General features: G+C 44.5%; 15 protein-coding genes. 9 read left to right on the forward strand and 6 right to left on the reverse strand.

Annotation, left to right across the window (positions count from 1 at the left end):
• Positions 1-72: 72 nt before the first annotated feature.
• On the forward strand, positions 73-1,521 hold the full coding sequence (gene der, locus GPLA_RS12850; protein WP_007105352.1) for a ribosome biogenesis GTPase Der: 1,449 nt from the start codon (positions 73-75) through the stop codon (positions 1,519-1,521).
• 115 nt (positions 1,522-1,636) lie between these two features.
• On the opposite strand, the gene xseA is transcribed toward der, so the two are convergent.
• Positions 1,637-2,971, reverse strand: a complete 1,335-nt coding sequence (xseA, locus tag GPLA_RS12855; RefSeq protein ID WP_007105353.1) for an exodeoxyribonuclease VII large subunit — start codon at positions 2,969-2,971, stop codon at positions 1,637-1,639.
• Positions 2,972-3,074: 103 nt separating this feature from the next.
• On the opposite strand from xseA, the gene guaB reads away from it, so the two are divergent.
• The 4 genes from guaB to GPLA_RS12875 all read left to right on the forward strand — a co-directional run bounded on the left by guaB (position 3,075) and on the right by GPLA_RS12875 (position 8,064).
• Complete coding sequence (gene guaB, locus GPLA_RS12860) at positions 3,075-4,544, forward strand: IMP dehydrogenase (protein ID WP_007105354.1); 1,470 nt, start codon at positions 3,075-3,077, stop codon at positions 4,542-4,544.
• 77 nt (positions 4,545-4,621) lie between these two features.
• Positions 4,622-6,199: a glutamine-hydrolyzing GMP synthase gene (gene guaA, locus GPLA_RS12865; RefSeq protein WP_040514688.1), complete on the forward strand. Its 1,578-nt coding sequence runs from the start codon at positions 4,622-4,624 to the stop codon at positions 6,197-6,199.
• 78 nt (positions 6,200-6,277) lie between these two features.
• Positions 6,278-6,811 carry a YaeQ family protein gene (locus GPLA_RS12870; RefSeq protein WP_007105357.1) on the forward strand — a complete coding sequence of 178 codons (534 nt, stop codon included), beginning with the start codon at positions 6,278-6,280 and terminating at the stop codon, positions 6,809-6,811.
• Positions 6,812-6,936: 125 nt separating this feature from the next.
• Complete coding sequence (locus GPLA_RS12875) at positions 6,937-8,064, forward strand: 1-acyl-sn-glycerol-3-phosphate acyltransferase (protein ID WP_007105358.1); 1,128 nt, start codon at positions 6,937-6,939, stop codon at positions 8,062-8,064.
• A gap of 132 nt (positions 8,065-8,196) precedes the next feature.
• Here GPLA_RS12875 and GPLA_RS12880 read toward each other — a convergent pair whose 3' ends face one another.
• A complete protein-coding gene (locus tag GPLA_RS12880; protein WP_007105359.1) occupies positions 8,197-8,430 on the reverse strand; it encodes a hypothetical protein in 234 nt (77 codons plus the stop codon).
• Positions 8,431-8,638: 208 nt separating this feature from the next.
• Here GPLA_RS12880 and tadA point away from each other — a divergent pair, with 208 nt between their 5' ends.
• Positions 8,639-9,127 carry a tRNA adenosine(34) deaminase TadA gene (gene tadA, locus GPLA_RS12885; RefSeq protein ID WP_007105360.1) on the forward strand — a complete coding sequence of 163 codons (489 nt, stop codon included), beginning with the start codon at positions 8,639-8,641 and terminating at the stop codon, positions 9,125-9,127.
• Here tadA and GPLA_RS23725 read toward each other — a convergent pair.
• Positions 9,124-9,276, reverse strand: coding sequence for a hypothetical protein (locus GPLA_RS23725; protein ID WP_007105361.1), 153 nt, complete (start codon positions 9,274-9,276; stop codon positions 9,124-9,126). The genes tadA and GPLA_RS23725 overlap by 4 nt on opposite strands.
• A gap of 252 nt (positions 9,277-9,528) precedes the next feature.
• The gene (gene mltF, locus GPLA_RS12890; RefSeq protein ID WP_226993107.1) at positions 9,529-11,250 is read right to left on the reverse strand and encodes a membrane-bound lytic murein transglycosylase MltF; all 1,722 of its coding nucleotides are present in this window, start codon (positions 11,248-11,250) and stop codon (positions 9,529-9,531) included.
• Between the two features lie 154 nt (positions 11,251-11,404).
• Here mltF and purL point away from each other — a divergent pair, with 154 nt between their 5' ends.
• The 3 genes from purL to GPLA_RS12900 all read left to right on the forward strand — a co-directional run bounded on the left by purL (position 11,405) and on the right by GPLA_RS12900 (position 18,335).
• A complete protein-coding gene (purL, locus tag GPLA_RS12895; RefSeq protein ID WP_007105363.1) occupies positions 11,405-15,292 on the forward strand; it encodes a phosphoribosylformylglycinamidine synthase in 3,888 nt (1,295 codons plus the stop codon).
• A 361-nt stretch (positions 15,293-15,653) separates the two neighbouring features.
• On the forward strand, positions 15,654-15,818 hold the full coding sequence (locus GPLA_RS23730; RefSeq protein ID WP_007105364.1) for a hypothetical protein: 165 nt from the start codon (positions 15,654-15,656) through the stop codon (positions 15,816-15,818).
• A gap of 615 nt (positions 15,819-16,433) precedes the next feature.
• Positions 16,434-18,335 (forward strand): M1 family metallopeptidase, encoded by a 1,902-nt coding sequence (locus tag GPLA_RS12900; RefSeq protein ID WP_007105366.1) that lies wholly within the window; start codon positions 16,434-16,436, stop codon positions 18,333-18,335.
• Between the two features lie 86 nt (positions 18,336-18,421).
• On the opposite strand, the gene GPLA_RS12905 is transcribed toward GPLA_RS12900, so the two are convergent.
• Positions 18,422-19,198: a coiled-coil domain-containing protein gene (locus GPLA_RS12905; protein ID WP_007105367.1), complete on the reverse strand. Its 777-nt coding sequence runs from the start codon at positions 19,196-19,198 to the stop codon at positions 18,422-18,424.
• Positions 19,199-19,492: 294 nt separating this feature from the next.
• Positions 19,493-21,709 (reverse strand): TonB-dependent receptor family protein, encoded by a 2,217-nt coding sequence (locus GPLA_RS12910; protein ID WP_007105368.1) that lies wholly within the window; start codon positions 21,707-21,709, stop codon positions 19,493-19,495.
• Positions 21,710-22,089 lie beyond the last annotated feature (380 nt).

Raw genomic sequence — 22,089 nt, forward strand, 5'->3', positions numbered from 1 at the left:
GCGTGTGCCACTATAATAATTTTATCGGCTCAGGTGTTTCCTGAGCCGTTTGCGTTTTAAGGATTGTGAAATATGTTACCCGTTGTTGCCCTAGTTGGCCGCCCTAATGTGGGTAAATCCACGTTGTTTAATCGCCTAACGCGTACTCGAGATGCGTTGGTCGCTGATTTCCCTGGATTAACCCGGGACCGTAAATACGGTCAGGCTAATTACGAAGGACTACAGTTCATTGTGGTCGATACTGGCGGCATCAGTGGTGACGAAAAAGGCATCGATGTAGCAATGGCTCAACAATCGCTAATGGCGATTGATGAAGCGGATGTGGTGTTATTTTTAGTCGACGCCCGGGCTGGGCTGACCGCTGCAGATCAAGGCATTGCCGAGCATCTACGTAAGCAAAATAAGTCAGTTTACGTTGTGGCGAATAAAGTCGACGGTATTGATGGTGATAGCGAAAGTGCGGATTTCTTTGCGTTAGGGTTAGGGGATGTTAGCCAAATTGCAGCGGCCCATGGTCGAGGCGTAACACAATTACTGACACATACCTTAATGCCACTATCTGAACAGTTCCCTGATATGCAGGTTCCTGAAGACGAAGGGGTTGACCAAGAGCTGGACGCTGAAAAGCAACTAGAAAAATTACTTGCGTCACCCATCAAGCTAGCAATCGTTGGCAAGCCGAACGTAGGTAAGTCAACACTGACCAACCGTATCCTCGGTGAAGAGCGGGTAGTGGTGTACGACCAACCTGGCACCACACGAGATAGTGTATTTATTCCCATGGAACGTGACGGGCGAGAATATGTACTGATTGACACCGCAGGTGTTCGCCGACGTCGTAACATTTCCGAAGCAGTAGAGAAGTTTTCTATCGTAAAAACGTTGCAAGCAATTGAAGAAGCCAACGTGGTACTGCTCATTATTGACGCCCAAGAAGGCGTGACAGATCAAGACTTAAGTTTATTGGGCTTTGTGCTAAATTCCGGCAGATCACTCGTGGTGGCTGTGAATAAATGGGATGGTTTAGCCAAGGACGTCAAAGAAGAGATTAAGCGCGAATTGGACAGACGTTTAGGTTTTATTGATTTTGCCCGTTTGCATTTTATATCCGCTTTGCATGGCACAAATGTGGGGCATTTGTTTGAGTCGGTGCAAGAAGCATACAATAGTGCGACTAAACGAATTAATACCTCAATGCTAACGCGTATCATGGATATGGCACAAGCAGATCATCAGCCGCCTGTTGTGCGCGGTCGTCGGGTGAAAATGAAATACGCTCATGCCGGTGGTTATAATCCTCCGATCATTGTTATCCATGGTAATCAGGTTAAAGATTTACCTGATTCTTATAAGCGCTACATGATGAATTACTTCCGCAAGTCACTCAAAGTGATGGGTACGCCGATAAAAGTAGAATTCCGTGAAGGGGCAAACCCTTATGAGAGCGATAAAAATGTTATGAACGACTCTCAACGGCGTAAACGTAAATTGTTAATGCGAATGCACAAAAACAATAAATAGTTAGCGAATTTGCCATGTAAGGTATGTATTGCCTTTAAGAAAAAGCCCTTTAATCATTTTTTGTGATTAAAGGGCTTTTGTATAGTTAGCGTTACGCACCCAGGTATTTAACCGGTTAAATAACCGTGCTTTTAGCCTCACCGTCCTCAAAACGAGTGGTGATTACATCGCCTTTCGCTAACTCCACACGACTTTTGACTACATCTTTGTCTTTAAATGTAATGCTGTAACCTCGGGCTAGTGTCGCCAAAGGACTGACGGTATCGAGCAAATGACTGCTATTTGCTAGCTGTTGTTGGCGTTGCTCAAAAGCACTTAGCCATGCTTTTTCTAAGCGTTGGGACAACAAACTGTGATGACGCTGTTGCTCAGTCAATAACTTACGAGGGGAGAATTGCTGTAGCTTCGCGACACGGGTCTCATTGGCCTGCTTGGCCCACATGAGCCGTGTCGTAATGTTATGGGATATGGCAGTGAGCTGGTTGTCTACTCGTTGCATGTATTGGCGTAATTGATTACGAGGGTGGTAGCCATTAAGTTCTTGCGTGAGAGACAGCTGTTGGTATTGAAATTCTTTGATACGTGTTTTTGTGCTTTTAAATAACCTATCGCGCTTGGCCGTTAATGTGCTGAGCATCTCTATTTGTGACTGACTCACCAATTCGGCCGCAGCCGATGGAGTAGGGGCGCGCAAATCAGCAACAAAGTCTGCTATGGTAATGTCCACTTCGTGTCCAACAGCACTAACGATAGGGAGTACGCTGTAATGAATAGCCCAAGCGACGTTCTCTTCATTAAAACACCACAGATCTTCTAATGAGCCGCCTCCACGTCCAACTATTAAGACATCAACCTCGCGACGCTGATTAGCGATTTCAATGGCGCGGCATATCTGTTGACTGGCACTGATACCCTGTACTTGGGTAGGATAAATAACCACTTCAACCGATGGATTACGCCGCTTCAATACGGTGAGTATATCGTGCAGCGCTGCACCTGTAGCTGATGTGATGACGCCAATACGAGCAATATTTAGCGGCAACGCTTGTTTGTTCTCGTTTGCGAATAAGCCTTGCGCGGACAATGTACGTTTGAGTTCTTCAAATTGACGTTTAAGTTGACCTTCACCCTCAGGTTCTAGATGCTCCACGACAAGTTGGTAGTCGCCTCTGGGTTCATAAATACTCAAATTGGCTCGCACTAAGACTTTGTCCCCTTCTTTGGGACGTATGTTGACTTTGCGGTTGGCGCCTTTGAACATGGCACTTTTAATTTGTGCGCGATTATCCTTGAGGGTGAAATACCAATGTCCGGAGCTGGCAGCGATGAAATTTGAGATTTCAGCGCTGAGCCACACTTGACCAATTTCTGATTCCAGAATCGAACGCGCCAAGTGATTAAGTTTGCTAACGGTGAAAATATTTCGGTTTGCAGGTGATGCATTAAACATAAAGCACAAAATCTTAAATAAATAATAGGAATGGAGTTTACCTGATAAGGTAAAGCGTCTACAATTGCGCCGCAATAAAAACCCATTTAACAGGTGTTGTTGCATGTTACGGATCGCTAAAGAAGCTCTTACGTTTGATGATGTGTTGTTAGTGCCCGGGCACTCAACCGTTCTCCCCCATACCGCTAATCTGAATACCAGATTAACTCGCGGTGTTACCCTCAATATTCCCCTTATTTCTGCTGCTATGGATACTGTATCTGAAGCACGTCTCGCTATTGCGTTGGCGCAAGAAGGTGGTATCGGCTTTATTCATAAAAATATGCCAGCAGAAGTACAAGCTGACCATGTTCGTATGGTGAAAAAATACGAAAGTGGTGTGGTGTCAGACCCAGTTACGGTTTCACCTCATGCGACCATTGGCGAAATTAACGCCTTGAGCAAGCATCATGGCTTTTCTGGCTTCCCGGTTGTGGATAAAGACAATGCGTTAGTGGGTATTGTGACTGGCCGCGACTTACGATTTGAAAATCGCCTTGATCAGCCGATTTCGTCCGTGATGACACGTAAAGATGATTTGGTTACTGTCAAAGCCGGTGCGCATTCAGATCAAGTGTTAGAACTGATGCATGAACATCGCATTGAAAAAATTCTGGTGGTTAATGATGCGTTCAGGCTAACCGGTTTGATCACAGTTAAAGATTTTCAAAAAGCGGAAAGTAAACCCAACGCCTGTAAAGACGAGCTAGGCCGTCTGCGCGTTGGCGCAGCGGTAAGCGTTGGTGCTGGAACTGATGAGCGTATAAAATTACTGATTGAAGCGGGCGTGGACGTTCTATTGATTGATACGTCCCACGGTCACTCGCAAGGCGTTATCGACAGAGTGAAAAAAGTACGCGCTGATTATCCCGATGTTCAGTTAATTGCTGGTAACGTCGCTACAGGCGATGGCGCAAAAGCCCTCGCTGATGCAGGCGTTGATGCGGTCAAAGTCGGTATCGGCCCAGGCTCTATTTGTACCACGCGTATCGTAACAGGTTGCGGTGTGCCGCAAATTACTGCGGTATCTGATGCTGTTGAAGCATTAGAAGGTACAGGTGTACCGGTTATCGCTGATGGCGGTATTCGTTTTTCTGGTGATATTGCGAAAGCTATCGCTGCTGGCGCCAGCTCCGTTATGGTCGGCAGCATGTTAGCGGGTACTGAAGAAGCACCTGGTGAAGTTGAGTTATACCAAGGCCGTTATTATAAATCTTATCGCGGTATGGGTTCACTGGGCGCGATGGATCAAAATAATGGTTCCTCTGACCGTTATTTCCAGGACAGTAACAGTGCTGAAAAATTGGTACCTGAAGGCATTGAGGGTCGCGTGGCATATAAAGGACCTATTTCTACCATTATTCATCAACAAATGGGCGGATTACGCTCAGCAATGGGCTTGACTGGCTCGGCTACCATTGACGATCTGCGCACTAAAGCAATGTTCGTTAAAGTGACGGCAGCCGGCATGGGTGAATCTCATGTACACGACGTGAGTATTACTAAAGAAGCGCCAAACTACCGCTTAGGATAATTATCCATATCGACTATTGGGCTGGTTATTAACCAGCCTTTTTTTATCGCCATTGCGCTTTTAACACGAGTACCAAGATGACAACAAATATTCATGAACAACGCATACTAATCCTCGATTTCGGCTCTCAATATACTCAACTTATTGCACGACGGGTGCGTGAGATAGGAGTCTATTGTGAGTTATGGGCATGGGATGTTACCGAAGCGCAGATTCGTGAATTTAATCCTAATGGCATTATTTTATCAGGTGGTCCTGAATCTGTTCACGCAAAAGACTCTCCTCGCGCGCCGCAATACGTATTTGATGCCGGGGTGCCCGTATTTGGCATTTGTTATGGTATGCAAACTATGGCTGAGCAGCTGGGCGGTGCGGTATTGGGTTCGGACATGCGAGAATTTGGTTATGCTCAGGTAGAAGTTGTCGAAAAGATGGCGTTGTTAGACAACATTGAAGACCATGTTAGCCCCAATGGGAATGCCTTGTTAGATGTTTGGATGAGCCATGGCGATAAAGTGGCTGCTGTGCCTGAAGGCTTCATTACAGCGGCGAAAACCGATAGCTGTCCATTTGCCGCAATTGTACATCCTGAAAAGCAATTTTATGGTGTTCAGTTCCACCCCGAAGTGACCCATACTCGCCAAGGGCACCGCATGTTGTCACATTTTGTGCTCGACATTTGTAAATGTGAAAAATTGTGGACCCCCGGCGCTATCATCGAAGACGCTATCGCCCGTATGAAAAAACAAATCGGCGACGATGAAGTTATTTTAGGCTTGTCTGGCGGGGTAGATTCCTCCGTGGTAGCCATGCTGTTGCATCGTGCGATCGGCAAACAGCTAACGTGTGTATTTGTTGATAACGGCTTACTGCGTTTGAACGAAGGCCGGCAAGTGATGGATATGTTTGGCGACCACTTTGGGCTAAACATTATCAAAATCGAAGCCGAAGAGCGCTTTTTGGCGGCTCTGGCAGGGACGGATGAACCCGAAGCCAAACGTAAAATCATTGGCCGCGTGTTTGTTGAAGTCTTTGATGAAGAATCAAAGAAACTTAAAAATGCAAAATGGTTGGCTCAAGGAACGATTTACCCTGATGTCATTGAATCTGCGGGCTCAGCAACAGGTAAAGCGCATGTCATTAAATCTCATCACAATGTGGGTGGCTTACCCGCAGATATGTTGATGGGCTTAGTTGAACCACTTCGAGAGTTGTTTAAAGACGAAGTGCGTAAGATTGGACTTGAGTTAGGCTTGCCGTACGACATGCTATACCGCCATCCTTTCCCAGGGCCGGGCTTAGGTGTACGTGTGTTAGGTGAAGTTAAAAAAGAATATTGTGATCTACTGCGCCGGGCAGATGCGATCTTTATCGAAGAGCTGCACAGCCACGATTTGTACAACAAAGTCAGCCAAGCATTTACGGTATTCTTGCCCGTTAAATCGGTAGGCGTGATGGGCGATGCGCGTAAATACGATTGGGTTGTATCATTACGAGCCGTTGAAACAATCGACTTTATGACCGCGCACTGGGCACACTTACCCTATGACTTCCTAGGCAAAGTCTCCAACCGCATTATTAATGAAATCGATGGTATTTCCCGCGTGGTTTACGATATTTCAGGTAAGCCACCCGCGACGATAGAGTGGGAATAACGCATAACGCTATTTTATTAAGGCCAGTATTTACTGGCCTTTTTTATCCGATCTTTGTCTTTTACCTTGAGAATATTTATGGCGATTAAGCCGACTATTTACAAATTCAAAATTTCTTTATCCGATCTTAACCGTGATTATTACAGTGCGTTGAACCTAACGGTTGCCCAACACCCTTCTGAGACGTTAGAGCGAATGATGGCGCGTGTGTTAGCGTATTGCTTAAACGCCGATGAATTATTAAGTTTTACCAAGGGACTTAGCTCAGTTGAAGAGCCAGATATTTGGTTGCGTGGCCTAGATGACCAGCTACATTTATGGATTGATGTGGGTGAGCCGGCACAAGATAGAATCAAAAAGGCCAGTCGTATGGCTAAAAGTACCAGAGTCTATAGTTTCAACAGCAAGTCAGACACATGGTGGAGGCAAAGCCAAGCTGGTTTTGCTAATTTACCGGTGCAGGTTTTTCAGTTTTCATGGGCAGATATGCAAGCGTTGGCAAAGTTAGTGTCAAGAACTTCAGATATGTCATTTACCATTACGGGAGATTCAACCTACATTGCTGCTGACAACGGTGAGGTAGAAATAATTTGCCGAGAACTACAGGCCTGATGTGTGGTCTGTATAATGGTTGCGAGCAGCTTTAGAGCTGATATTTATAACAAAATTAGGTTTGCTGATTGACCTGTTCACAGGCAAAATGCGTGCCCTTCATCTTTTGTGAGTAGTTTCTCTTCATGAATGCAAAGTTTGACTCGATTCGTCCATTTAACGATTGCGATCTACCACAGGTGTTAGGTCGACTCATTCAAAATCGTCAACTGATGGACAGCTTAGTCGCCTTTCGTTTCTCTACCTGGCCGCGTTTTTGTTATCCGCTGTTACGTGCTGTAACCCGACTGTATTTAACCAGACGGCGCAACCGTATAAAGAACTTGCGGGATTTTCAAGTGTTAGTTGAACCCTATATGCAGCGCATGATTGAGCAAACAACAGATAGCTTTAGTGTGTCTGGGCTTGATGAACTGGACCTAAGCCAGCCGTGTATATTCATTAGTAATCACAGAGACATTGCTCTTGATCCTGGTTTTGTTAATTGGTCATTACACCTAAATGGACAAGACACGGTACGTATTGCTGTTGGTGACAATCTACTAAAAGAAGAGTGGGTTGCTGATCTGATTAGACTTAATAAGTGTTTTATTGTGCACCGTAGTGCCAAAGACAGACGGGAAAAATTGGCTGATGCAAAACTGCTAAGTGAATATATCTTTCATACGTTAAAAAACGATAACCAACATATCTGGATTGCGCAGAGGGAAGGCAGGGCAAAAGATGGTGTGGATGCAACCAACCCGGCTATTATTTCTATGCTCAGTTTAAACAAACCTAAAGAACAACCATTAAGTGAGTACATTGCTAGTTTGCGTATCGTACCCGTATCTATTTCTTATGAATTTGACCCTTGTGATTTGAGTAAGGCAAAAGAGTTACATACCACAGAGGTCGAAGGCAGCTATGACAAACAAGATAGTGAAGACATTCGCAGCATAGTCGATGGTATCGTTGGCTATAAGGGGAATGTACATGTCTCTTTTGGGCAGTTACTAAACAGTGAATTTGAGAACGCTAAAGGGGTTGCCGAGCAAATAGATATGCAGATTAAGCAAAATTATCGCCGTTTTCCTAGTGCGGACGCCGCGGTTCAAATGTTGGAAGGGAATGAAAACGCAAAAGATGACTTATTTCCCCAACAAAAAATAGACGAAGCCAAAGCGCATTTAACTTCGCGTTTATGTGATGAGCCGCTGGAGATAAAACACAAAGTATTGTCTATGTATGCCGTTCCTATCACGATCAAATGATGATGAATTTTTGAGTTAGACTGATTTCTTGAATTGAACGAACATGGTGCTTTTTTCGGAGTGCTTTTCATAAAACTTATCAGACATTAAAAAAGGGCGATTGCGCCCTTTTTTAATGTCTTAACGCATATACTAAGCGACTTTATTTTTTTTAAGATCATCAAACTGTCGATGCAAATCGTATTTTTCATCGGTGACAATTTTCTCTAAGGTTTCAATACGCTCTTTTAGATCAGCGATTTGTTGTGCGAGTTGTACATCCTGTTGCTCAGCAGCTTTATTTTTTTTCTTGGTTTTTGTGCCATTAGTTAGTTCAACAATAGCCCAACAGATGATGGCAACGATAGCGACGGCAGTGATGTTCATGTGTCTATTCCTCAAATCGATGTGTTAAAATAGTGTCCATATTTGTATAGTGTTAAGCAATTCGCTGACCAAAATTAAAAAACCTTTTTAATCAAATAGTTAATTAATTTAACGCTATGTTAGGTTAAGCTTAATTGGTTAATTTGACGAATTAATTAATGAATTTCACCAACTCCGTCACCCGTTTATAAGCTAACTAAAGAGTAAGATGAGTTTACAACAAGATCAACTATGGATGCGTCATGCCCTTAGCTTGGCGAGCAAAGCCGCCGATGCTGGCGAAATTCCCGTGGGCGCTGTGCTTGTCAAAGACCAGGAAATCGTAGGAGAAGGCTGGAATCAATCCATCATGCTTAACGACCCGTCAGCGCATGCCGAAATGCAAGCTATCCGTCAGGCGGGCGCTACAATTCAAAACTATCGTTTAATAAATACCACGCTCTACGTGACGTTGGAGCCATGCACTATGTGCGCAGGTTTGTTGGTGCATAGCCGTATTCAGCGGTTGGTGTTTGGTGCTTTTGATGCCAAAACGGGTGCCGCAGGCAGCATTATGGATGTGCTCAGGGACACTCGCTTAAATCATCAGGTCGCCGTATCTGGTGGTGTACTGGGGGAAGAATGTGGTGAAACTATTTCTGCTTTTTTTCGCCAACGCAGAGCGCAAATAAAAGTCAGTAAACGGAAAGAAACTTAACTGACCGAAGCCCATTCGTCGGCTAGCTCAGTCATTTGAAACTGCTGACGACGATTGACCACTTTGCTATGCACGCGTTTAAGTAATTGTCGACGGCGACTGGTGTTACATACGCGAGGGCGGTTGTTAATGGTGGCTCTTTTCTTCATGTTATATCCTTCTTTTCATTCTTTATCATGTTCGTTGAGTGGTGTTCCAATTGGCTAGATATTGCATTAGCCACGCTAATGCTTCTGTATTTTAGCGCCAATGTAGACCACATTAGGTGAACTTATGTTCCCCTAAACATAATCTACCAGTTTGATATGAATGAAAAATGACAAGGAAATAACACTAGCAATAAAAATGTAAAATATTGTTTACTTTGAAAAAGGCATATTGCAAGTCGATGTGTTTTTCACCTAGGGACTGGATTCTGGCTCAAGCGCTTCGGTTTCTGAAGACGGCTCAGTTGATTCGCCGATAGTGTCGTCATTAGATTCTCGTTCGGTTTCAGGTTTAATTTTGACGTTTGGCGTTTCTTCGTCAATGGCCTCAAGTTCCGCTTCAAACGACAGGTCAGAAATAATAGGTGGGGGCGACACCTGCTTCCTATTTTTTATTGTTTTTGCGTTACCCATACTCTCTGGCGCGGACGCTGGGTTGTTAACGTCTGCTTCATTTGTTATCTCAGGCTCATTCTGAAGGTCAACCTCTGGTGTTTGTTCAACAGGCAACAAATCAGGTTGTTGCTCATTTAACCAGACCAAGGTGTCGTAGTAGCGCCGAATATTATCTACATATATAACCGCTTCGTTGCCTCTAGCATATCCGTAGCGAGTGGTCTTGTAATACCTTTTTTGGCGCAATTGCGGTAGACGTTTTTTTACATCAACCCACATATCTGGATTACCGCCTTGGCGTTCAGTTAACACTCGTGCATCTTCTAAATGACCTAAACCTATATTGTATGCAGCCAATGCAAACCATAATCTGTCTGGTGATGGTATGCGATCTGGAATACGGGTTAGTAATGAGGATAAATATTCTGAACCTCCGCGAATACTTTGCTCAGGGTCAAGACGAGAGGTTACACCTAAATCCTTTGCCGTATTTAGCGTTAGCATCATTAAACCACGTACACCGGTAACCGATTTAGCTTTGGGATCCCAATGGCTTTCTTGGTAACTGAGTGCGGCCAGTAAACGCCAGTCGAGATCATTCGCATAACGTTCAAACAAGCTGAGATAGGGTGTCAATTTACTGGATGCTGAGCGGATGAAGTCTCGGGTATCAACATAATTAAATTGGCGTACGTGACCAAAATGTTTATCTTCAAGCGCAGCTAGCGTACCGTTTTCATGGATTTCACCAAAATATTCGATAAGCGCAGCACGCAAAGCATCATCGCTCTTTTTGCTGGTGGCCCAGGCTATACCTTGAGATTGACTCAACGAGAATCCAATGCTTAATTCGGGATAACGACGGCGCATTAAGGCTAATATATTTGAGTCAACGACTGTGTAATCCAACTCATCGGCCAGTACCGCTTCAAGTAGCTCTTCGGAGTCTTTGTCGTTGGTTTCTTGCCAGCTTAATGTTGGGTTTTGTGCTTGAAAATTACGTAAGGTTTCACTGTGGCCACTGCCAGCGACGACCATAAATTCACCTGTAAGATCAGATAGCTCTCTTGGCCTCACATCCCCTTGTTTAAAAACCAATTTTTGGCTGACGTTTTGATATGCAGGGCCAAAACGAAATTGCGCGTAGCGCTCAGGACTGACGTTAATACCAGCCGCTATGATATCTAAATGGGCGTTATCTAGCTGGGGGAAAAGCTCGTTGACTGTGTAGTAGGGGAAAATTTCTAGCTTTACGCCTAAATAATCAGCAAAGCCAGCTGCAAGTTCATATTCGAATCCTTCAGGGCCATTGGGACCGTTATAATAGGTCGTAAGCCCATAAATGGTCCCCACGCGCAGGACGCCTGTATCGAGAACACGTTGCAGACTATCTTGCTTTTCTGGCTCACTACAAGCACTGAGAAACAATGACACAATGAACAGAAAATAATAACGAAATGAAATACCCAACCCCTTAAAAAACGATAAGCCGGATATTGTGACCAAAAGTGATGAATTCATCCAGATATTTATCATTTAATAAAAGTCCTAAAGAAGCGGTTAAGTGCTTATCAATCGTGCCAAAATCAGTATATAATCCTGCGCTTAAAAATTTCCCGAAAATCGGTTTGCTACCACGAAAGTGGGTGAGCCCTGCAACTTGGTGATTACCTTTATGCTTGTCCTTCGCGGCGCCCCAGCCCTTTCTGAATTTCGTACTAAAAAACTCATGCAATCTATTGCGTCTCTTAACCTACCGGTTCATTCATTATTTGCTGAATTCGTGCATTTTGCTCAAGTGAGTGCACAGTTAAGTGAAAATGACCAACAGGTGTTGGATAAGTTACTGACCTACGGGCCTAAAATTGAAGAGCAGCAGCACAAAGGCATGTTGTTATTGGTTATCCCGCGTGGGGGCACCATTTCGCCTTGGTCGTCAAAAGCTACCGATATTGCGCATAACTGTGGGCTGAAAAACGTGCAACGCTTAGAGCGTGGTTGTGCGTTTTACGTTGACGCAGATACCTTGAATGATAGTCAGCTTTCTCAGCTGAAAAATGTGCTACATGATCGCATGACACAAAGTGTTGTCACGGACTTACAAGATGCGAGCGTATTATTTAGACATGAGTCACCTAAGCCACATACGTCGATTGATATTTTAGGTGGAGGCAGAGAAGAATTAGTCAGCGCAAATGTACGTTTAGGCTTGGCACTTGCTGAGGACGAGGTCGATTATTTGGTCGATAGTTTCAATACACTGGGGCGTAACCCCAATGATGTTGAACTGTACATGTTCGCGCAAGCGAATTCAGAGCATTGTCGCCACAAAATATTCAACGCAGATTGGACAATTGATGGGCAAGTTCAGCCTAAGTCGTTGTTTAAAATGATTAAAAATACTTATGAAAAATGTCCTGACTATGTGCATTCCGCATATTCAGACAATGCTGCCGTAATGGAAGGCAGTTTTGCAGGACGATTTTTCCCCCAGGCGGATAGCAACCAATACCGCTACCATCATGAAGATATTGATATTTTGATGAAAGTCGAAACCCATAATCACCCAACCGCGATTGCGCCATTTAGTGGTGCAGCAACTGGCTCCGGTGGTGAAATTCGTGATGAAGGGGCGACGGGGCGTGGCTCAAAACCTAAAGCTGGCTTGGTCGGTTTCTCTGTTTCAAATTTACGTATCCCAGGATTCGAGCAACCTTGGGAAAACGATTATGGCAAGCCTGAACGTATTGTTACCGCGTTCGATATTATGCTAGATGGCCCATTGGGTGGTGCCGCATTTAATAATGAATTTGGTCGGCCCAATATATTAGGTTACTTCCGTACTTATGAGCAGCAAGTAACCAGCTTTAACGGTGTTGAAGTGCGCGGCTACCACAAGCCTATTATGTTGGCTGGTGGACTAGGTAACATTCGTAAACAGCATACCCAAAAAGGTGAAATCACGGTAGGCGCTAAACTCATCGCTCTTGGCGGCCCAGCAATGAATATTGGCTTAGGTGGTGGTGCGGCTTCATCTATGGCCTCAGGTGAGTCAAATGAAGATCTTGATTTTGCATCAGTGCAACGTGGTAATCCAGAAATGGAGCGTCGCTGTCAAGAAGTGATTGATAAGTGTTGGCAGTTGGGTGATAACAACCCTATTCAATTTATTCACGATGTGGGCGCGGGTGGCTTGTCTAATGCGTTTCCTGAACTGGTCAATGACGGTGGCCGTGGAGCCAATTTCTCGCTGCGTAATGTGCCGAACGACGAACCAGGTATGACCCCTCTAGAAGTCTGGTGTAATGAATCGCAAGAGCGTTACGTGATGTCAGTTGCGCCTGAAAATTTGGCCATATTTGCTGATATTTGTGCCCGTGAGCGTGCACCTTTTGCCGTTGTGGGCGAAGCAACCGAAGCGCGTCACCTGACCTTAGATGATAGTCATTTCAACAATAAACCCATCGATATGCCGCTTGATGTATTACTAGGTAAAGCGCCAAAGATGCATCGCGATGTGCAGTCTAAACGTCTCACTGGTCGTGCGTTTGACTTGAGTCAGATTAATTTAGAGGAGGCTGCGACGCGCTTATTGCACTTACCTGCAGTGGCCGAAAAAACCTTCTTGATTACCATAGGCGATCGCTCTGTAACTGGGTTGGTCAATCGCGACCAAATGGTTGGCCCATGGCAGATACCTGTGGCTGATGTGGCGGTCACTGCTGCTGCCTTTGATTCGTATCAGGGCGAAGCCATGTCATTAGGTGAGCGCACGCCCGCAGCCTTATTGAACTTTGCCGCATCTGCGCGCTTGGCTGTAGGTGAAGCGTTAACCAATATTGCCGCTGCAGATATTGGCGATTTAAAACGTATTAAGCTTTCAGCTAATTGGATGGCTGCTGCTGGACATCCTGGCGAAGATGCTGGTTTGTATGAAGCAGTTAAAGCCGTGGGTGAGGAGCTATGCCCAGCGTTAGGTTTGACCATTCCGGTAGGCAAGGACTCAATGTCGATGAAAACCCAATGGCAAGACGAGCAAGGCGATAAGGCTGTCACATCACCTATGTCGTTGGTTATCACCGCATTTGGCGCAGTGCAAGACGTACGTAAAACCCTTACTCCTGAATTAAGCCGTGAAGGTAACACTCAGTTAATGTTAATTGACCTAGGTGCGGGTAAAAATCGTATGGGTGCCTCGTGTTTAGCTCAGGTTTACCAGAGGCTTGGTGACCAGACTCCTGATGTAGATTCACCCGAAATACTCAAAGGGTTTTTCTTAGCTATTCAGCAATTAGTACATGATAAAGCGTTATATGCGTACCATGACCGCTCTGACGGTGGATTATTTACGACACTCGTCGAAATGGCATTCGCAGGTAACACCGGCCTTAATGTAAATCTTGATCGTCTTGTTGGGGATAATGCCAGTGCATTATTTAACGAAGAGTTAGGCGCGGTGATCCAGTTTGACGCGGATAAATTAAACCAAATTGAAGCGGTGTTAGCTAAAAATGGCTTAACAGAGATGAGTCATGTGATTGGCAGTTTATCGGCAGACGATAATATTACCTTTTTCCGTGATGGCAGCCCAGTGCTGCAAAATAGCCGCCGTGTTTATCGTAATGCGTGGGCGCAAACAACGCATCATATGCAGAGCTTACGCGATAATCCTGTGTGCGCAGAGCAAGAGCTTGCGACTAAAAATGATGTAAACAACCCAGGCTTGCACGCATCTCTTAGTTTTGATTTGAATGAAGACGTTGCTGCACCTTATATCGCCAAGGGAATTACACCCAAAATGGCGATACTGCGTGAGCAGGGCGTGAACTCCCATGTTGAAATGGCTGCTGCATTTGACCGTGCCGGTTTTACATCCGTCGATGTGCACATGAGTGATATTTTGTCAGGACGGGTATCGCTTACTCAGTTTCAAGGCTTGGTTGCCTGTGGTGGCTTCTCGTACGGAGATGTATTGGGTGCTGGTGAAGGTTGGGCCAAGTCTATTTTGTTTAATGCTATGGCCCGGGATGAGTTCTCTGCGTTTTTCCAGCGCAATGAAACGTTTACGTTAGGTGTGTGTAATGGCTGCCAAATGTTGTCCAACTTGAAATCACTTATTCCTGGGACGGAACATTGGCCGCACTTTGTGACCAATAAATCAGAGCGCTTTGAAGCGCGTGTGGCCATGCTTGAAGTCAAAGACTCGCCGTCCGTTTTCTTTAACGGCATGCAAGGCTCAAAAATGCCAATTGCGGTATCCCATGGTGAAGGCCGGGCGGAGTTTGCCCAAACATCAGGCTTACAAAATGCACTAAGCAGCAATACGATTGCCCTACAATATGTGGATAACTACGGTAAGGTAACCGAGCAATACCCAGCTAACCCGAATGGTTCGCCTGCGGGTATTGCAGGGCTAACGTCTTTAGATGGACGAGCAACGATTATGATGCCTCACCCTGAACGTGTGTTTAGAACCGTTGCCAACTCTTGGCACCCGGATGAGTGGCAAGAAGACAGCCCATGGATGCGTATGTTTAGAAATGCACGGGTTTACTTAGGCTAGCCAGAACCTAAGTTAGCTCAGATTACTCACGGTTCACAGGTAAGTAATTTGCACTTAGAAAAAGCCTCAAATTTTGAGGCTTTTTGATTTTTTGCTTATGTATTAATAACTTATAACTTTAGTCTAATGGGAAACGACGTAATTTATTACAGTGTTTAAAAAATAAGCGAAAAGTTCCCTGTTTAACGAAATTATTTACTCATTCAATTCTTTGATTTAATTAAATAAAAACTTGTATCCTTGTTTAAATCTGCTTATTATTCGTCCGTTTCTTGACAGAAGTTTACAATTCTGCTTGTAAAGAGGATGTTAAGATATTGGGGCAGGATGCAGGTACTTATAAAATAAAAAGAGACGTGATATGAATCGTTCATCTAAAGGTTTTGGTTTGGCAGGTGTTTTGGCTACTGTCGTATTTCTCATCGTAGCTGCTATTTTTAGCGCTTCAGCAAAATCACAAGCAATGCCGACGAATGTTGTACAGCTGGAAGCGGGTAAAGTGACAGGGATCTCAGTCGTACCGTAAATATATTTATAGCCTTGCTGTTTGTTTCTACCCTTTTTAGGAATGCGAATAGCGTATTTGCCGGCTTATCTTCTGCTTTATTCTAATTAATTTACTTTTTACACTGTAACTCCCTGTTATGCGTTTTGTGCTGTGCGCTTTTTTCAGTAAAGCATATACGGCGGCGCTTCCTCCGTGGTGTATTTGTGCGCTGTGAAACGCAATAACCTGAGGCATTTGCAACAATCAGTGATTCACACCACTGCTTAAATAGCCCTGGATAGGTTTACTCTGCGCACCTCGTTGACAGGATATTGACCCAGGCGCAGATTTTTAAACACCTCTTCTTGTACACCATCCTGCTTGGAGCTGAGTATATCGTTTGGATCGATTAAATGAGTGGCCTCATTTGATAGGTAGTTATTGGTTTCATTTAGCTGGCGCACCAACCTCTGACGTTTAAGGTGCTGAGCTAAGGTTTTTGTGTTTGCGTGATGCAGACTTTGTCATCAGGTATTAGGGGCGTGGAAGTAGATTTCAATTTACAAAATGTTGCAAACAAGACACCGGGTGAAAGGTTCTGTTAATGAAACGAATATGCCACAATTTGCGGTGGACAAACCATTAGGAATAACAATGAAGTCAGCAATATTAGCCACCACCATTTCAGCCATATTTGCCTTGAGTGGTTGTGCTGGGCAGGGAAATACCAGTCAATCAGGTTCCCATAGCACGTTAGATAGTGCCACCAATGCCGCCATCAGCATTGAGTCAGGTAAGGATTACCATTCCTTTTCAAACCCTGAACAAATTAGTGTTAGCCATTTAGCCTTGGATCTGGATGTTAACTTTGATAAAAAAATTATTTCAGGTGACGTGGAGTTAACGGTTAAGCGTATGCAAGCGGGTGCCAATACGTTGATCCTTGATACCCGAGATTTAACCATTAATGGTGTGACTGCCAACGGCATGCCAATTCCGTATACCTTGGGAGCGGAAGATTCATTTTTAGGTGCTCCGCTTTCGATCACCGTGCCAGAAGGCGTGAATAAAGTGACGGTTTCCTACCATACGTCGCCACAGGCATCTGGTGTTCAATGGTTAACACCAGCGCAGACAGCGGGTAAGCAGCATCCATTTTTGTTTACTCAATCACAAGCTATTCATGCTCGTAGCTTTATGCCATTGCAGGACTCACCTCAGGTGCGTGTGACATACAGCGCAACTATTCATACGCCGAAAGATTTATTGGCGGTAATGAGTGCGTCCAATGATCCGGATACTGCTCGTGATGGTGTATACGAATTTGATATGCCTCAGCCAATCCCAGCTTATTTGATTGCATTGGCTGTGGGAGATTTGAAATTTAAGGCCATGGGAAAACGCACTGGCGTATATGCTGAGCCAGCATTGCTGGATGCAGCAGCAGACGAATTTGCTGACACCGAATCGATGCTTGAAATGACAGAAAAAACCTACGGACCTTATCGCTGGGATCGCTACGATCTGTTGATACTACCGCCATCATTCCCGTTCGGAGGCATGGAAAACCCCCGTCTGTCGTTTATTACCCCAACCGTTATTGCTGGTGACAAGAGTTTAGTGTCACTTATCGCACATGAACTGGCGCATTCGTGGTCGGGGAACACGGTTACTAATGCCACATGGCGTGACTTGTGGTTAAACGAAGGCTTCACGACATACCTTACGTATCGCATTATGCAGATGGTATATGGTAACGACAGATACAATATGGAAGCCGTTTTAGGTCGCCAGGACTTGCAAGCCGATATTGACAGCTTGCCAGAGGACGACCAGATCTTAGCGATTGATCTTCGTGGCCGCGATCCTGATGTGGTGTTTAGCAATATTCCCTATGAAAAAGGTGCGTTGTTTCTACGTGAGCTTGAGCAGAAAGTTGGCCGAGCAAACTTCGATAAATTCTTGCTAAATTATTTTGAACATTTTGCGTTCCAAAGCATTACGACAGATCAGTTCTTGGCTTATTTGAACGATACACTGATGAAAGATTACGCGGATAAGTTGTCCTCTGAACGCATTCATCAATGGATATTCGAGCCTGGGATCCCGGATGGTGCTCCGGTAGCGACGTCAAATGCATTTAAAGTCGTCGACGATGCCCGGAGCCAATGGTTAAATGGCGCGATTAAGGCACAAGACATAGATGCGGTTGATTGGGTTGTGCACCAATGGCTGTATTTTTTAAACAATATGCCTGAGACGTTAACACAAGCGCAACTACATGAGCTCGATCAGGCGTTTTCTTTAACCCAAAGTAAAAACAATGAAATTGCCCACAGCTGGCTATTGATGGCAGTAGAAAACTGGTACGAACCTGCATTACCCCGTGTGCACAGTTATCTGGTTAGCATTGGGCGTAACAAGCTGGTTAAGCCTATTTACAAAGCGTTGTCGCAAACAGTCAAGGGCAAGGCATTAGCGAAGAAAGCATTTACTGAAGCAAAACCTGGCTATCACCCATTAACCGTTAAAGCCAATGAAGGCTTTGTTGAGTAGTGGAATAAGAAATAACCTGTGAAATAAAAATGGAGACCTTCAGGTCTCCATTTTTATTTGGGGTGAACAGCCTTTTCAAATTACTGTTATGGTGTTGATGTATTGGGTTGAGCGTTGGCTTTTAGCTGCTGTTCAGCGGCTTTACGCCACTTTTCCAATTCCGCTAAACGTCCAGTTAAACCATTGCTTGCTAAAGCCGTCGACATGAGTTTTTCCCGTAAACTTGCAAGTTGTTGTTCGGATTCAGTTCCGGTTTGCTCCACCTTATTGATTAACTCAGCCAATCTGTTTGCTGTTTTATTGGTGTTGTCTAACTGTTCTTGCAGTAAACCCACAGTCGTGGCGTTCACGTCGGTTTCACCTTTGACTGCGCTAATACTTTGCTCAACAGCTGCTTTTTGTGATTTCACGCTGGCTTCGAGATCTTTGATTTCAGATTGGTTTCTACGCCAGGCTGACGCCCACAGCTTGTCCATTTGCTCCCACAAGTCTTGTGTTTTAGCACTAAGTTCACCGACCTTAACCTGTAATGCCACGGCGGATTGATCCATTTCCTCACCTGTTGCTGAAAGTCTATTTTCTAGGTCGCCAATACGTTTTTGCGCTTCAATAATAACTAATTTCTGCTGCTCTATGGTGTAGGCGGTATAGCCAATGCCTGCGCCCAACATAATGATGATAAATATTAACGCTAGCCATGATGGCCCAGAAACTTTCGCTTTTTGCTCAGGGGGAGGCGGCGGCGTTGAAGATGAAACTGCTTTTTTCGATGGTGAAGCGCCACGGTTACGACGATAGGAATCGACATCGTCTTTGTCTAAAACCATGGAGGGCATTTCATCTTTTATATTATCGTTCGACATAACCTTGTGTACATCCTCTAGCTAATTACAACAGGCCGATTATAACGTTGATTATAGGAAAATTACCAAGTCAGTATTTAATATGACCTTGATTTAACATTAATTTAGTCGTTGTTACACAATTAGAAACACATTTACAGCCATCTCAAGTACCCAGCAATGCATATTTGGCAATATTGACGCACGCTTTACTGTGATGAACGAATAGATAAATTTTCTACAGACTGAGGCGACTACGCCCTAAAACGACAAGGAAATCGTGTTTAGGGCGTGGTTATTTTAGCAAAAAGTAAGTTAGAAGCGGTAAGTCACACCAACTGACGCTGTGCGTGACTTGTTGGGACGTGCACCATAAGGTTGGCGACTAACAATATCTTCTTGGTCGGTTAGGTTTTCGATACGTGCGAATAAACGTAAGCTGTCGCTGACATTGTAAGAGCCTGATAAATCGACAATGAATGATGGGTCAGTCACTTCAAACGTGTCGCACGATGCGCGTGTGCATACCCCGTCGACATATAAGGCGTTGAGATAAGTTGCCCAATTGTTGCCTTCTAGGCCTAAGGTTATTTGCCCCTGATTTTCCGGTATATATGGAATACTGTCGCCAGCGGTCACATCACCAAAAAAATCCGTACCAGAAATGTCTGTATCAAACTCACTATCGATGTAGCTGTATGTCACATTTAGTGGAACGCGTATACCGTTGAATTGACCGAGTTCAGTTTTGAGTAGGAACTCAACACCTTGCACTGTCGCGGCGTCACCGTTAAAGGCATCACCTATTTCACAATTGCTACCAGAAGATGCAGTACATACACCGACTATGTTGTCGTAATCACTGAGAAAATAAACAACTTCGGCATTTAAATTATTGTTTCCGTAGCGAAAACCAAATTCATAGTTAACCGCTTCTTCTTCTTTCGCGCCAGGGGAGTTGCTTGGTGCCGTGAAGCCTTTGTGAGCACCCGCAATTAAATTCAAGTTACTGTCAATTTTGTACAGAACACCTAACCCGGGCAGAACGACTGTGGTGTCGTTTTCGCGCTCGTCGCGAAATACCCTTTCTGCGCCGTTGGTGTAGCGGGTTCTGCTTTGATTTATATCTTCAAATCGCAGACCTGGCGTAAATACCCAGTCACCTAGTTCGATCCGATCGTATACATGAATAGCTAATGCATCCGCGTCCTGTACGCGGTTACCTGCGTTACCTAGCTCCCCTAAATCATTCAGTACAAGCTGACCATCGATTTGTTGGTAAGTGCTATTGCGTTGTAAGCGGTCCTCTTCATCTTCATGAAGACGCACGCCCACTTCCACATGGTGCTTTGCTTCACCTAATTGAGTATCCCAATTGAGACCAAATTGAATACCACGAGAATAATACTCACGTTTATTCGAACGAAGTTGAATACTGCCCGCTTCGGTATCAATCGTGCCGTTCAAAATACCTTGTAACTGAGCTACATCGATACCTGCAACGGTTTCATTGTCATTTACGGCACTGATGACGTCTGACCAACTGGTACGCGAGAAATCTTGAGCGTTGTCACTGCCATCAAAATCAATACCTTCCGTTTTAAACCAATCTCGCTCATGAGTATTGTTGTATGCGACCGCCGTGAGGCTTAGGGTTTTACTGACTTGAAATGCATAGTTCAGCATGACTTGTGTATGCTCAGTGCTGATGTTGTCCAAAGCAGATAATCCGTAACGGCGCATTGCGTTGTCTGCAAAATCTGTGTCAGTCAAGCCCAGATAACTTTGCTCAGAGTCCTGATCGGTATATTGCAATTTAAGCTCGACACTGTGGCGAGAATCTTTCGGTGCATACGCTAGTTTCATGGTTAAGTCAGTAACATCAAGGCCAGTGTCACTATTACTACGATCTATGCTTTGAAAGCCGTCTGATTGCCATTGGTGCGCTTCGAGCAAGTAGCCAAACCCGCCATCATTTTGGCCGCCGAATGTAGCATGGGCTCGGTAAGTCGAATCTTGGCCTGCTTCAACGGTGATTTGGCCGCTTTGACTACTAGGAATCGGCGTTGAAAGCATATTGATAGCCCCACCAATAGTATAGGGACCTTGGGTGATAGCCGCCGGTCCTTTAACCACTTCAAAGGCACTCATTCGACCTGCTGTGGGGAAATAATATGCAGAAGGAGCAGAGTAGGGGGCTGGAGCGATAAGTATATTGTCTTCCAATAGTGTTATACGGCCACTTCGCTCAGTTGCCACACCTCTAATGCTGATATTGGGTCGCAAACCGTAACCGTCTTCAACCTGCAGAGATACGCCTGGAGCTTGTCTAATAATGCGCTGAATATCGCTGTAGGCGAATTTTTCTAAGTCTTGCTCACCAATATATTGCGCTGAACCTGTTGCTTCCTGAGCTTTAAGCTGGTTGCCGTAAATGGTGACAGTTTCGATGGCTTTGATACCAGGGGATTCTTGTGCAGAGACATTAAACATGGTCAGAGCAATCGCAGTAGCGAGCAGTGTTTTCTTCATTGTGTTTTTCCGATCCGTTACTTTTGTGTTGATAGTGTGTCAAGCATGTTAAAAAGCGCAGGGATGATAGGTAAAAAAGAAAGGTAATGCAAATAATTATCAATAACTTAAGTGGTTAGGAGTGCATATGTAGCATTCGAGAAGTAGTAATATGTACTGTCAAAAGTAATAATACGATGGATTCAACCAGTTATTTTTTATTAAGTAGTTTAAACGTAATGAATTGGGACGTTATTGTTACAGGTCTGATGTGGTTAATTAAATAAAATTCTCGCTTGGTAATATCAATTTTCCACTATTGGATGCCAGTGACTGAAAATTTTACGTTGCTAAAAGAGGTAAAAAATTACGCCTATTTCTTTGCGCACTATATAGGTCAT

The organism is Paraglaciecola polaris LMG 21857, assembly GCF_000315055.1.
Classification (GTDB): domain Bacteria; phylum Pseudomonadota; class Gammaproteobacteria; order Enterobacterales; family Alteromonadaceae; genus Paraglaciecola; species Paraglaciecola polaris.

Coding starts and splice junctions, on each gene's coding strand:
- der (WP_007105352.1), top strand. CDS start 73: ATGTTACCCGTTGTTGCCCTAGTTGGCCGCCCTAATGTGGGTAAATCC.
- xseA (WP_007105353.1), bottom strand. CDS start 2,971: ATGTTTAATGCATCACCTGCAAACCGAAATATTTTCACCGTTAGCAAA.
- guaB (WP_007105354.1), top strand. CDS start 3,075: ATGTTACGGATCGCTAAAGAAGCTCTTACGTTTGATGATGTGTTGTTA.
- guaA (WP_040514688.1), top strand. CDS start 4,622: ATGACAACAAATATTCATGAACAACGCATACTAATCCTCGATTTCGGC.
- GPLA_RS12870 (WP_007105357.1), top strand. CDS start 6,278: ATGGCGATTAAGCCGACTATTTACAAATTCAAAATTTCTTTATCCGAT.
- GPLA_RS12875 (WP_007105358.1), top strand. CDS start 6,937: ATGAATGCAAAGTTTGACTCGATTCGTCCATTTAACGATTGCGATCTA.
- GPLA_RS12880 (WP_007105359.1), bottom strand. CDS start 8,430: ATGAACATCACTGCCGTCGCTATCGTTGCCATCATCTGTTGGGCTATT.
- tadA (WP_007105360.1), top strand. CDS start 8,639: ATGAGTTTACAACAAGATCAACTATGGATGCGTCATGCCCTTAGCTTG.
- GPLA_RS23725 (WP_007105361.1), bottom strand. CDS start 9,276: ATGAAGAAAAGAGCCACCATTAACAACCGCCCTCGCGTATGTAACACC.
- mltF (WP_226993107.1), bottom strand. CDS start 11,250: ATGAATTCATCACTTTTGGTCACAATATCCGGCTTATCGTTTTTTAAG.
- purL (WP_007105363.1), top strand. CDS start 11,405: ATGCTTGTCCTTCGCGGCGCCCCAGCCCTTTCTGAATTTCGTACTAAA.
- GPLA_RS23730 (WP_007105364.1), top strand. CDS start 15,654: ATGAATCGTTCATCTAAAGGTTTTGGTTTGGCAGGTGTTTTGGCTACT.
- GPLA_RS12900 (WP_007105366.1), top strand. CDS start 16,434: ATGAAGTCAGCAATATTAGCCACCACCATTTCAGCCATATTTGCCTTG.
- GPLA_RS12905 (WP_007105367.1), bottom strand. CDS start 19,198: ATGTCGAACGATAATATAAAAGATGAAATGCCCTCCATGGTTTTAGAC.
- GPLA_RS12910 (WP_007105368.1), bottom strand. CDS start 21,709: ATGAAGAAAACACTGCTCGCTACTGCGATTGCTCTGACCATGTTTAAT.